The following is an 11,387-nucleotide window of genomic DNA, read 5'->3' on the forward strand; positions in this document are numbered from 1 at the left end:
CTGCACCGGCAAACAGTGCTTTTGTAGCCCCTACGAAAAGAAGCGCAGACCCGAGACTGATGGCTGCGTGCCCGACCGCCGCACCATGGTTACCAGCCCTTGCTACATTGTACGCATCATACCCTGACGTAATGACGGGAAACGGGACTGGCAACTTAAATAATCAAAGAATTCATTGCCATTTAGACCTATCCCATAGAGCCAATCAAGGGCATTTATCTTGGGTTTAATGTCTAGGAATGGAAAATTAGCATATTGGCTTCGGGTTTAGTGAAAATCAGGCAGATGAAAAGCTACCGATGCGGTGTTGATTACAAATGGGTGTTTCTATCGGCGTTAGTGAGTCGGTAATCGAAATCCGCAAAGGCGCTTTCGACCAAGCAAAGGTAAGGCTTCTTTGATGGCTGACTCTGTGCCAATCAGTGTTCCCTTCTCCATACATGCGTAGGTATCAAACCATTCTGCACCATCAAACCCGAGCCGATTAAGTATCTCAGGTGTTTGGCTATCAATATTACCCCGTTTATCTTCTCGGCTTTGACGACCAGTCCAATCAACAAGTTCTAGATAATCCATTAACCTAAGAGGTATACCCTCAGGCATCCGCTCCCTCGGGTTTCCAGCAAAGGGGTATAAGCAAGGCGCTGTGTTTTCTTCTTTCTTCAATGACTCAATTCGCGCTTTAACGGACGTATGCTCTGACTCACCCAACAACCAACCGTTCATCTTTGCGCAATGCTTTTGAGCCTAGAAACACAAATCCATTGAAACTGACTAGATGGTGACTTTCTTAGAGTGTATGTCTCCGTTATTGCTTCGCATTTTTTTCTTTTTGCTGTGCGGAAAAAACCGATGTTGGATGGACACGAAGACGATGAAAAGAAAGAATATATCTCGTAGCAATTATCACAACTGCTACCCACACACGAGAAACTGCCGATAATATGGATGCAACTTACTAATTACTTGGATAATTCATGAGCGTCAGTCGCGTAAAGGGCGATTTTTGTAGTATTGATGATTACACCCCTTCTAAAAGAACATTGGACTATATCGCGAAGGTTAACGAAATCGCTGATATGGAGAGCGCACTCAACACCATAATGACTGGTGTCCCTATGTTCATGTTATTTGCGGGAAGAGGGAATAACGCGACAGGGCTTTTCAGTAGTGGGCTAAACGTCACGACAAATGATTGGATATTATTTGCTGATGCCATGGGTTCTGTTGGCAAAATCTCGCGAACAAGAATGGAGCGAATTGCACAGGAAGCGGCGCTATATTCCAGAAGGAAAGACGGGCAATTTTGGAGGTACGCATACAATGCGCTTTAGCACTTTGGCTTTACTTACATCCGCGTTAACAGCATGCACAACATCAGCGGCTACAACATGGAATGACTACCTGCAGGAAAATGTGTTGGCGTCCCGCCAAGCGTTCGAGACCAAACTGACTCAGTGCACAGAAGGGCAACCGCCACTTAAGAAAATTGAGGCGCCATGGTTTGCCAAGCTGAGTAATGCTGAAAAGTATGCAGCAGCAGTCTATTTGAATACGCTTTTAACTCGCCGTTGTGTGGGCGAGACAGAGGGCACTTATAGCCGTGATCTTTTCGCATATGCTGCTGAGTTTGGCAAAAATGACAACTTTACCGCTTGGGAAGATTATCAACGAGTCTACAGAGCCGATGACACCCTTTTTGAAACACTCAATGTTCAGCCTGTGCTTGATTACTTTGATGCCAACACCGAACTTAACTCGTTCAAGATATTACCTTTTCTAGAGCAGTACCAGAACCCGTTTTATATTGAGTAATCTCATTGTTATATGAGACGACTTAGCCACGCCATAGCCAACGATAAGAATAATCTATGGAAAAACTAGTTTTCAAACTTACGTTATTGCTCATAGCCCTTCCTGTCAGTCTCTTTGTGACGGGGTTCCTCTTCTATGCCCAGTTTGATCATGAGCTAGTGACCTTTTGTCACAAGCTGACAGGGGCTGGTGAGTGCTTAGACTGGAACATTGAGAACATAGCAGTATCACTCGGCGCGAACTTCGCTTTTGGTTGTGTGCTTGGGCTGTTCATAAGTGTAATAATCTATGCCATTTCTAAGGGAATTAGTCTGCTCATAAAACCCAGAAAAACAACTGGATGAAAATAAGGCTAAGCATCTTTGCCAAGACGACCCTAACCTTGCCGTTCGGCCTCCTTTTTGCCATCACCACACTAACCAGCATGAACAACCTTGAGCCAAAGACGCTTTGCCACCTCCCTTCCTCGACAACAAGCTCATGTCATGACTGGAATGAGAAGGCTATATTACTAACTGAACGAGGGAAACGGGACAGGCAACTTAAATAATCAAAGAATTCATTGCCATTTAGACTTATCCCATAGAGCCAATTAAGGGCATTTATCTTGGGTTTAATGTCTAGGAATGAAAAATTAACATATTGGCTTCGGGTTTAGTGAAAATCAGGCAGATGAAAAGCCACCGATGCGGTTTTGGTTACAAATGGGTGTTGCTGTCGGCGTTAGTGAGTCGGTAATCGAGCAATACGAAAAGCATATCGTCCAACAACCAACCGTTCATCTTTGCGCAACGCTTTTGAGCCTATGTTACCGCCGATGTAAAAATGACCCACTAACGTCGATTTAAAATTGACCCACCCGAGACAAAATGTCTCTTCGTTTCATGGATAAAACGGCGGACTATGATCAATCAGGAGCAACTAGTGGATATACACGTTTTACATCAACAGGGCCAAAGCATCCGCCGTATCGCAAAGACGTTGGGTTTATCTAGAAACACGGTGAGAGTTTATCTTAGGAATAAAGACAGACTACCTGTGACCCCGAACGTCAGTCACGCCCGTCGAAACTAGACCCCTACACCTCCCCCTACTCTATATATGCCCATCGGAAATTTATCCAATTTTCAAAGTCCGAAAACTTTTGTTTGCCACGCCCAAAACTCGAACAAGACACCTTTACTATTATCAGTTACTTACCTGAATATAAGCAACAAACCACCATGTAGGAATAACAATGGAAGAGCTACTCATCTGGGGAATAGTGGCAACCGCTATCCCAGCCATCGCTTATTTGCTTCACAGAATGTTCAAAAAGCCCGAGGTGAAAGTCATACGCACCCCAACTCAAGCTGACGAAGATTACTTCTTGGAGGTACGGATGGACTCTTTTGAGGCTGAAATCCGAGCGAAGGTTGAAAGAGCACGAAGGGAAAGTGAGGGAAAATCTTGAATCGCGATGCTGTCATCACTTTTGGCATAGCCCCGTTCGCCTCACGATCTTATTCGGTAGATGCCCCCTAGCTTAACCAAAATGGTTTGATAAACGTTTTTATCGCCATTCAGTGGTTACCATTCTCTTCAAGAGTTTGTATCCCATTCGCTTGGCGAATTACGCGCACATTCAAACACAAATAGGCGACAGCATTAGTGCAGCTCTAGGCAAGCCGTTCAAGCGATATGAACACTGGTACTTAGATCGACGTTAAAGAAAAGGGGGATGAAACTACGCGAACAGTTGAGTTTAAATCAGGCTTGGGCATATAGTGGGGAATCAATCAACTAACCTGCATGGTGTAACACACGAAGTGTACCACTTGGGCAAAACTAAGCATTTAATTGATATAACTTACTGATTTTAAAGCGAAATGTTGCCGACACCATAAAGCTTCAGAGCTGTAACGTTAGATCAATGGGTTAGGAGATTTTCGACACCATAAGTTTGCAAGGTCTGACACCATAAGTTTGCAAACGCTTAATACAGAAGTCTTATCAACCGGGTTGTGAAAGAAAGTTTCAGAACATGTATTGGGTTGCTGGCACTTCGACTCCGAATTTTAGGTACTTATCAACCTAAAAAAGAGAAAAGTACTGGCTTTTCCCTTCTTTAGCTTCTATCCCTAGAGAATGAAGACCGATTTATTCAAGATCACACTCGAGTCATAAGCAGTATTCCAAGGTTTGATTTCTTTATAGATCGCTACAGCAAGATCAGCTATCTCATTTGCCAATATTTTCAGCGCATCAGCTTTCTCTTCTGTGTCAAAAATCCTTCTGCTTCCATCTGGAACAATCAAGCTATCTCGATAAGCTTTGGAGCCATCCAGTATCGTTAAATGAGCTCTTGTTTTTTCTACTAAAGCCAATCTCATGTAAGTCGGAACGTTTAGCTCAGTGCCCATATGATACGCAATTGCAGCCAAGTCATAACTAGAAAGATGCTTCACTACTTTCTTCTTGTACTCTGGCATATCCGCAATCATATTCTTTAGTAATCGAATCACACACTTTAAATTTCCTGAATAAATATCATCTCGCTCATTAATTAGTTTTATATGAGTAAAAGGGTAGTTGAGGAGTAATCTGTGATCAGCTTTGTGATAGATCTTGACGCCACGGTCTGACTCTAATCCAGATCTTTGATACTTTATGCTATCAAACCAAATCGCAGGGACAATATCGACTTTCCGTTGTAAGCTCCCCCCTTCCAAAGCAATGGATTTATTACCCGTGCAGTCAACCTCTGCTTGCGGAAAATTCTTGGGCAGTATCTCTTCCGACTTTATCCTTACATCTTTAGCAATATCCACTAGGTTCCTTGGATCTGATGATGGAAAATAGCCATTGGGATTGACTTTGGGTAACTCAATGTTCACTGGGTTCATTACGATTATCAGCATATCCACATCAGAATGACCTTTGATATGAATATCTAATGCAACGGAGCCTTGTAGACGCTTAGTAACAGACTCACCGCTTATTTTTAAACTTTTTATGAGATTATCGGCAACTCTGTCTCCCTCACTCTTCGAAACCCTAGTAGACTTTTCATCAACAGCAGCCATGGCACCAACGGCGTATTTAATGCCTACTGTTTCATTCAGCTTTTCAAAGGCTTCTTGCTTTCTAACATCAATACCTCTCAAAATAGCGTTTGTAGCAGACGCTGAATCGAAAGATTCAAATGCTGCTCTCTCTCTGCTTCCCTGGCGGCGGTCTTTCAGGGATTTCAATCTTTTCTCAAAGTCGATCATTTTTCATCCTTTTTCAGATTTATAATTCCAAAAGTTCGCCTACCAGCACTATTAAAATAAGATGCTTTCCCGACCTTAATATCTTTATCAAACTCAATTTCGCAATAACCTTTATGAGAATTTAGCTCATGTGATTGCTCTAACTCAGGCTCATTTCTATAGCTATAACTCAATAACCACCCTCCAGTTGGTCCAAATCTCTTGGACAAAGTTGCGGTATAGCTAATGCTCTGACTGTTTTGGGTTTTTAAGTGAATAGACACTGTTTTCCACGTCTGCTCGACACCAATCGTTCCATTCCAATGGTGCTTTGTTGTGCCATCTTCCTGAAGTGTCTGGCCTTCTACCACCCATGTCCCGCTTAAGTTAGGGATTTCAAAGAATGGTATCTTCCATGCCCACTTGTTGAACAACCAATGCAGAACAAAATACACAACACCTGTCGTTATAGTTGCCTTTGCAAACGCATCAAAACCAGTTAAGTCAGTAAGCATTGCTAATAGCTGCGCAATACCTCCAGACAGTGCAATAGAGGTAAATCCCAGCCATCTTCCGATCGAAGATCGGTCATGACCGAAAACTGCATAATCGTGCATACGTCTCCCCTTTTAAAATCAAATCACAATTACCCCTCTAATACAGAGAGGTAATGTCTCTGTAATTTATCGCGATTTATTGGACTGTGATAAGACCGAAGCTGCTAGTGATTTAGTATCACGGCTATATTTTGTGCTTCTGAGCACCTTAGATGCAGTTTCTTCCATGCTGCTGCTGGTTTGCTTTTTATTTCTGCTCTGCGACAAAGCCGATCCAGCAAGTGACTTAGCTACTCTTGAAGCATTTGAGTCTTGGAGTGTCTTTGCTGCATGCTCGGCAACCTTGGCGGAAGTTGATTTTTTGTTCGACGACATAATTATTTCCTCAGATACTGTTCGAATACTCAGTTTGCCGTTCAAGACGATAGTGCTATGCTTCGAGTCGCCAAACATCAAAAAGCAACACCCTCGGTCTTCAACGACGGTTTGTTTTTTCAAAAGACCCTCAGACTCTGTCTGGGGGTTTTCTGTTTCTAAATCCCACAAACTCTCCCACACAATAAAACACTATATGTGGGCATTGGATGCAAGAAAGAAACAAGATATGGGCGAAGGGAAAGAATTGCAAGTCTCTAAATCAGCTTGAATTGTGGATATCTTGAGGACGAATGGGTGAGCGTTAGTGCTTACTTACCACCACACTCTTTGTGGGTAAACGGCCTAGAAAAAATCAACTTTTTTTGGGATAGATGAAAAAATATATATGTATATTTTAATTGAGCGACATTTAGACCAAAAAGTAACATTAACACTATGATATAAATACAAAAAAAATACAAAAAATGAAGTGTTGAGTATGTAAAAGAGTATGCTGTATGCGTTTTTCATAATTTCTACTTACCCCGTATTGCCAGCACCTCACAAAACATAGCGGCGAAATTTCACCCTATTCAAATTGCACTTTCCTTGATCGAAAAAAACATTAACTTATTGTTTTAATTGTCTTAACTCGCAAATCAACCTTCAAGAGCGTAGTAAACTCATCATTCAATATGAATGGAGATGACTATGCCAGGCGCTTTTGCTCATATCACCGCAGTTAACATAGCTTCTGCGAACAATGCTTTGATGACTCTGGACATGCCCCGAGAAGCCAAAAAGGCTTTAGCTCAAAACAAAAGGTATTTGGAACTCGGTTGCGTCAGCCCTGATTACCCTTATCTGGATCTCATGGATTCAGCCCAAAACAAATGGGCTGACGAAATGCATTACAACAATGTCGGCAAGTTGATAGATGCTCTCGTTCAGCAAGTGAAATCAGTAAATAGCGAACACCAAGAAAAAGCCTTTGCGTGGCTATGTGGCTTCGGCGCGCACGTTGCCGCTGACATTACCATTCATCCCGTGGTTGAAATGAAAGTTGGCCCTTATGCTGAAAACGCTAAAACCCATCGTGTTTGTGAAATGAATCAGGATGCCTATATCTGGTCTTCTCGATTGAACCTAGGCGATATTGGCATGGCTGACCGTGTAAAAGAAAACATAGGCAGCTGCGTAGATGTTAATGACGACAATTCGATTGATCCGATTATCAACGACATCTGGCACACCGCACTCAATGCTATCTACCCAGACTATGCGAATGAATGTCAGCCTAACATCAACGCTTGGCACAAAGGTTTCCAAACAGTTGTAGATAACGCGGAGGAGTCACATCGATTGTTCCCGTGGGCTAGACATGTTGCATCAAAACAAGGCTTAACCTATCCCCTTCACGAGGAAGTCGATACAACATTTATCGAAAGCCTCGAAACGCCAGATGGGACAAAACACTATGACGAAGTCTTTGATAAGGCGATTGAGACTATCCAGTTGTTTTGGGAGCAAACCGCAGCAGCTGTGTTTGAAGACTCAGAAACAGATTTCTTCAAAAATTGGAATTTAGATACAGGTCGCTGTGAAAACGGACTGCTAACTGCTTGGGGGAACCAATGAGATTAATTACTACTCTTGCATTGCTTATGTCTTTAACGTCTTGCTCAACACAGGCCAAATACTCGGATGAAGTTATGTATGACATGGCTTCAATTCTGAAAGATGTATCCCAAGCTGTTGACGGTGAACTTAAGTGGGGGAATACCGAAGGGCTCAGCCAAGAAGAGATTATATCAAGTGCCACCTCAACCAATCCCAATCAGCTACCTGAGCTTGAGGCGTTAGCCAAAGAAGGAAAAGTAGCTAACTATCGATTACTACAGGAATTCCAAGGGGATAATGCGGTCATGCTGATATGTGACGGTAACGTCGCACTTATGGAGGACGCTGGCTGCAACGCTGAATTTGACAGCATCTACTGGAAATCACCAAAATCAAATACCTGTAGCATTAATCTTGATGCAGCTGAAATTTGCTCCAACTAAAGACTTCTTAGGGGCAAGTATCTCCTTGCACTTCAATTAACAACATTGTCAGGGAGTTTATTATTCTAAATGGTGGGTGAAGTAAAAATAGCCTTTGCGAAAAAAATTCTAACCGATGAAATAGTCTGTATAGATGATGTTGAGCAGGGCTTGAAATGCGATTGCATATGCCTTAGCTGTGGTACACAAGTTGTTGCAAGGCATGGTAAGGTCAATGCGCACTGCTTCGCCCACATTACTGACAATGACCTTAAAACGCAGGTTCTCTGCTCTTACTCACCAGAGACTTCTCTCGCACTTTTGATAAGGCAAGAACTTGTAAAACTGAACTCAATTGATGTTTTTGATTACGAGGAAGCTTTCGAGTACACGCTGAAGGTGAACACATGGGAGCTGGATGTTCAATCTGAATATGGCACAGTAGACATCATCGGCACGACGGATATGGGTCATCGCATAGGGATCTACGTCCCTTTTCCTGGCAGCGAAAAAATCCCATTGATCGATAGGGATTTCCACTTACAACGTTGGATTCGAGTTAAAAGCTCACCATTGCTGGATTGCCAAAGCACCGAAGGCATAGCCAATATGTTGCGACAACACGCAAAGCTATACAGAGAACTGCAGCTCCCGCCAAGTGAAAATCATCTAGGCTCAAATTCAGCTCCCATACCCGAAAACACTGATGGCGATATTCCCCCTCCACCTAAAACAACTCCCGAAGTTGATCTCTCGCCCCCTGAAGGAAACTCTACTCTCAGGCAAAGTTGCGAATGCCAATTGTGTTTCCAATACTATGTGCCTATGACAAAGAAAATATGTAAGCATTGTGTAAGTAAGCATGTTGGGAAAGAGTTCAAAAACATCAGGGAGCTTTACAAGGCTTTTGATCAAGGCTGGCGGCCAAAGCCAATCGCCTGAGCTGTATAGGGTGGAAACCCCACAAGCCAACCCTCGGCACCCGCTCTCTGTATGCTGGCTGCTGCCTTCCGGCTCTGACCAATTACACACAGTCACGCTGCGAGGAAACCTATGGGGTTTCCATTGTTTCAAACTAGCCAAAAATTTCTGGCATGTCGGTTTTTCATCTCTGCCTTACGGCAGGGTTAAGTTCCAAGTGTTGGTTGCTAGCTTCCTGATCTTATCTCAACTGCCTATCCGGCAGGACACTTGGCAGTTTACGGCCTATCAACAAGGCTTTCTTTTTCAGCTACCTGTGCGGCAGGACACTATTGTAAGTAGTCCCGTATCAGCACACTATTTTTCTCAGCTACCTGTGCGGCAGGACACCTATAGCGTCGGGGGCAGCTTCATTCCATATCTTTCTCAGCTACCTGTGCGGCAGGACACGTGTGTGACGGTCAACTCTGACAAGTCCGTGATTTCTCAGCTACCTGTGCGGCAGGACACGCCAATTGGCATCTAATAAGTTGTTATTCGCTTTTCTCAGCTACCTGTGCGGCAGGACACCAATTCAACAATGCACCTGCCATGCCTGAAATTTTCTCAGCTACCTGTGCGGCAGGACACGGCTAGTAAATGATGGTTTCCGAATTGATATCTTTCTCAGCTACCTGTGCGGCAGGACACCGTTGCCAAACGGCTAGTTTTTCAAATTAAATCAATTAATTAACCCACCCTCACCAACAAAACCATTTTTTACAGCAACTTTGTAAGCCTCTGATTTCACTAGCTGCAAAAATCTCAATCAAAAAAGGGTTAAAGCGAAACACGAATATCTGGCACTGTTCCTCTATGCGTTTGATTGGTTGCCAATCCATATCCATTGAATTCTGCGTCTGAGACTTCAGCCGCTTTTTCCTTTTGGACATGCAACACAAATCTTTGTTGAGTGCTCTGGCTATCAATGAGTATTCGGTGAAACATCTCGATTGGTTGATTACTTCCTATCTTCTCGGGATCAAACGCTTCTCCACGCTCAGCGGCACGTCGCTTAGCTCTTTCAAGCCTTCTTCTTTTTCCGCCCGTAAATAGCTTTGCAATGCCTTGGTTTCGGTAAAATCGAACCTCTGCTGTATCTGCTGGAACAGGTTCAACATCATTGATAACAAACAATCCTTGCTCGGCCATCATTAGGAAATACTGCGATTGATGAAGCTGACTCAGCCGCTGCTGATTGGATGAACAGAACAGGATTTGCTTGCCGAGGCTTTGCTGCGTCCAGCTTGGAAAGCCCACACCTATCCCACTTATATGATGAAAATTCAGAAAGTCATGCAGCGTTGATATACATCGGCCTGCCAATAATTCTTGGTTAGCATGTTCTGGCACATAGTTGATTACAAAGTAATACCGCTTCACGCTGACCTCGACTTTTGAAACAAGCCGCCTTTGACCAGCACAGCCATCAGGTAGTGAATATCAGAAGGTATCTTGTTGGCACTTTGCACACCTTCTAGCAACGCTGTTTTTTCATCGACAGTCTTCAACAAGCTGTAGGCATCAATGCCGCTAGCAGGCATTCTGTGGGCAATAAGGTATTCTTTATCGCCACCATACTCATGCACTCTTAGTCGCTTATCCGCTTCATCAGACCACCAATCATCGATAAGTTGGATTGCCGCTCCTATTTTCTCGGCGTTTAAGCTAGGCCATAACTGACCATCACCCGATCTTACCTTTGCGTACTCTCGGGATAGATTAGAGCCGTCTTTCGCATCACTGAACAATTCACTCGGGAAGATCTCTTGCATGAAGGAAGCTGAAACGTGCGCTTTTACATCGGCAAACCAAAATGGCTGCGCTCCGGACAAAGCATCAGCTAGTTCTGCCGTTAATCCATCCAACGCTTGTTCGTACTCAGACGGCCAAGGCTCATGCCAATCAATAAGAAGTGCATTATCAATTTCAAACGAGCTGCCGCGAGATGTGTTGACTGCTATTTTCAGCCCCAAGCTTCGTTTGTTACGCCAAAGCCAATTCCCTAACAGCAGGTTCTTGCAATATCGTCTGGCGAGAACTTCATAACCACCTACTTTTCGGTAAGCCGAGGAAAAGTGACGGAGTGCTTCCACAACATTTTGATTATTACAAACGAATGGAGTTTGAGAACTGGACTCTACACGCAAGGAGAAGCGACACATTACGGTGTCGATTGTTGGGGGAACATAGCAAGACTCTCTTCGGACAGGATTCCCGAACGCTAAATCTTGAGGCTGAAGGTTCTTATCAGAACCACTGGGTTGATATGCTTCTGAATAACTGCATTTCTGCCCGACTATCGCATCGTGGTCAATCGGCAAAGGCACCATAGTGCCATCAGCTTGTTCATAGAAGAACACGCCCTTACTTGGCCGCAGAGAACCTTGGTAAGAAAGCTGAGTGCAGAGTTCCATGATTCC

The 11,387-nt window shown here is 43.7% G+C and carries 12 protein-coding genes, 1 other RNA gene, 1 pseudogene and 1 CRISPR repeat array; of the genes and pseudogenes, 7 read left to right on the plus strand and 7 right to left on the minus strand.

What is annotated here, in order from left to right; genetic code table 11:
- Positions 1-336 precede the first annotated feature (336 nt).
- Positions 337-702, minus strand: a pseudogene (locus tag LRP50_RS14365) (alpha-amylase family glycosyl hydrolase); the annotation flags it as partial.
- A gap of 275 nt (positions 703-977) precedes the next feature.
- Here LRP50_RS14365 and LRP50_RS14370 point away from each other — a divergent pair.
- The 4 genes from LRP50_RS14370 (at position 978) to LRP50_RS14385 (ending at position 3,268) form a co-directional block, all read left to right on the plus strand.
- A complete protein-coding gene (locus LRP50_RS14370; RefSeq protein WP_274165154.1) occupies positions 978-1,334 on the plus strand; it encodes a hypothetical protein in 357 nt (118 codons plus the stop codon).
- Entirely contained in the window at positions 1,324-1,815 is a 492-nt protein-coding gene (locus LRP50_RS14375) for a hypothetical protein (RefSeq protein ID WP_274165155.1), read from the plus strand. The genes LRP50_RS14370 and LRP50_RS14375 overlap by 11 nt, the downstream gene beginning before the upstream one ends.
- 903 nt (positions 1,816-2,718) lie before the next feature.
- Positions 2,719-2,889 carry a helix-turn-helix domain-containing protein gene (locus LRP50_RS14380; protein ID WP_420791224.1) on the plus strand — a complete coding sequence of 57 codons (171 nt, stop codon included), beginning with the start codon at positions 2,719-2,721 and terminating at the stop codon, positions 2,887-2,889.
- Positions 2,890-3,052: 163 nt separating this feature from the next.
- Entirely contained in the window at positions 3,053-3,268 is a 216-nt protein-coding gene (locus LRP50_RS14385) for a hypothetical protein (protein WP_274165156.1), read from the plus strand.
- Between the two features lie 667 nt (positions 3,269-3,935).
- On the opposite strand, the gene LRP50_RS14390 is transcribed toward LRP50_RS14385, so the two are convergent.
- The 3 genes from LRP50_RS14390 to LRP50_RS14400 all read right to left on the minus strand — a co-directional run bounded on the left by LRP50_RS14390 (position 3,936) and on the right by LRP50_RS14400 (position 5,980).
- Positions 3,936-5,069: a nucleotidyltransferase family protein gene (locus LRP50_RS14390; RefSeq protein WP_274165157.1), complete on the minus strand. Its 1,134-nt coding sequence runs from the start codon at positions 5,067-5,069 to the stop codon at positions 3,936-3,938.
- Complete coding sequence (locus LRP50_RS14395) at positions 5,066-5,665, minus strand: Cap15 family cyclic dinucleotide receptor domain-containing protein (protein WP_274165158.1); 600 nt, start codon at positions 5,663-5,665, stop codon at positions 5,066-5,068. The genes LRP50_RS14390 and LRP50_RS14395 overlap by 4 nt, the downstream gene beginning before the upstream one ends.
- A gap of 66 nt (positions 5,666-5,731) precedes the next feature.
- On the minus strand, positions 5,732-5,980 hold the full coding sequence (locus tag LRP50_RS14400; protein ID WP_274165253.1) for a hypothetical protein: 249 nt from the start codon (positions 5,978-5,980) through the stop codon (positions 5,732-5,734).
- Positions 5,981-6,673: 693 nt separating this feature from the next.
- Between LRP50_RS14400 and LRP50_RS14405 the strand changes: the two genes are divergently transcribed.
- The 3 genes from LRP50_RS14405 (at position 6,674) to LRP50_RS14415 (ending at position 8,946) form a co-directional block, all read left to right on the plus strand.
- Complete coding sequence (locus tag LRP50_RS14405; protein ID WP_274165159.1) at positions 6,674-7,600, plus strand: zinc dependent phospholipase C family protein; 927 nt, start codon at positions 6,674-6,676, stop codon at positions 7,598-7,600.
- Positions 7,597-8,025, plus strand: coding sequence for a hypothetical protein (locus tag LRP50_RS14410; RefSeq protein WP_274165160.1), 429 nt, complete (start codon positions 7,597-7,599; stop codon positions 8,023-8,025). The genes LRP50_RS14405 and LRP50_RS14410 overlap by 4 nt, the downstream gene beginning before the upstream one ends.
- Positions 8,026-8,094: 69 nt before the next feature.
- Complete coding sequence (locus LRP50_RS14415; protein WP_274165161.1) at positions 8,095-8,946, plus strand: hypothetical protein; 852 nt, start codon at positions 8,095-8,097, stop codon at positions 8,944-8,946.
- Positions 8,947-8,963: 17 nt separating this feature from the next.
- On the opposite strand, the gene ffs is transcribed toward LRP50_RS14415, so the two are convergent.
- The 3 genes from ffs to csy3 all read right to left on the minus strand — a co-directional run bounded on the left by ffs (position 8,964) and on the right by csy3 (position 11,381).
- Positions 8,964-9,060: signal recognition particle sRNA small type (gene ffs, locus LRP50_RS14420), an RNA gene on the minus strand.
- Between the two features lie 107 nt (positions 9,061-9,167).
- A CRISPR array of direct repeats spans positions 9,168-9,615; the repeat unit is 28 nt; unit sequence TTTCTCAGCTACCTGTGCGGCAGGACAC.
- 129 nt (positions 9,616-9,744) lie between these two features.
- The gene (gene cas6f, locus LRP50_RS14425; RefSeq protein WP_274165162.1) at positions 9,745-10,347 is read right to left on the minus strand and encodes a type I-F CRISPR-associated endoribonuclease Cas6/Csy4; all 603 of its coding nucleotides are present in this window, start codon (positions 10,345-10,347) and stop codon (positions 9,745-9,747) included.
- The gene (gene csy3 / locus LRP50_RS14430) at positions 10,344-11,381 is read right to left on the minus strand and encodes a type I-F CRISPR-associated protein Csy3 (RefSeq protein ID WP_274165163.1); all 1,038 of its coding nucleotides are present in this window, start codon (positions 11,379-11,381) and stop codon (positions 10,344-10,346) included. Before csy3 ends, cas6f begins: the two co-directional genes overlap by 4 nt.
- Positions 11,382-11,387: the final 6 nt, after the last annotated feature.

The sequence above is a fragment of the Enterovibrio gelatinilyticus genome (assembly GCF_028683095.1).
Classification (GTDB): Bacteria; Pseudomonadota; Gammaproteobacteria; order Enterobacterales; family Vibrionaceae; genus Enterovibrio; species Enterovibrio gelatinilyticus.

Excerpts from the sequence above, each read along its gene's own strand:
- LRP50_RS14415 (WP_274165161.1), top strand. The coding sequence starts at position 8,095 with ATGGTGGGTGAAGTAAAAATAGCCTTTGCGAAAAAAATTCTAACCGAT.
- csy3 (WP_274165163.1), bottom strand. The coding sequence starts at position 11,381 with ATGGAACTCTGCACTCAGCTTTCTTACCAAGGTTCTCTGCGGCCAAGT.
- LRP50_RS14405 (WP_274165159.1), top strand. The coding sequence starts at position 6,674 with ATGCCAGGCGCTTTTGCTCATATCACCGCAGTTAACATAGCTTCTGCG.
- LRP50_RS14385 (WP_274165156.1), top strand. The coding sequence starts at position 3,053 with ATGGAAGAGCTACTCATCTGGGGAATAGTGGCAACCGCTATCCCAGCC.
- LRP50_RS14380 (WP_420791224.1), top strand. The coding sequence starts at position 2,719 with ATGATCAATCAGGAGCAACTAGTGGATATACACGTTTTACATCAACAG.
- LRP50_RS14395 (WP_274165158.1), bottom strand. The coding sequence starts at position 5,665 with ATGCACGATTATGCAGTTTTCGGTCATGACCGATCTTCGATCGGAAGA.
- LRP50_RS14410 (WP_274165160.1), top strand. The coding sequence starts at position 7,597 with ATGAGATTAATTACTACTCTTGCATTGCTTATGTCTTTAACGTCTTGC.
- LRP50_RS14390 (WP_274165157.1), bottom strand. The coding sequence starts at position 5,069 with ATGATCGACTTTGAGAAAAGATTGAAATCCCTGAAAGACCGCCGCCAG.
- LRP50_RS14370 (WP_274165154.1), top strand. The coding sequence starts at position 978 with ATGAGCGTCAGTCGCGTAAAGGGCGATTTTTGTAGTATTGATGATTAC.
- LRP50_RS14375 (WP_274165155.1), top strand. The coding sequence starts at position 1,324 with ATGCGCTTTAGCACTTTGGCTTTACTTACATCCGCGTTAACAGCATGC.
- LRP50_RS14400 (WP_274165253.1), bottom strand. The coding sequence starts at position 5,980 with ATGTCGTCGAACAAAAAATCAACTTCCGCCAAGGTTGCCGAGCATGCA.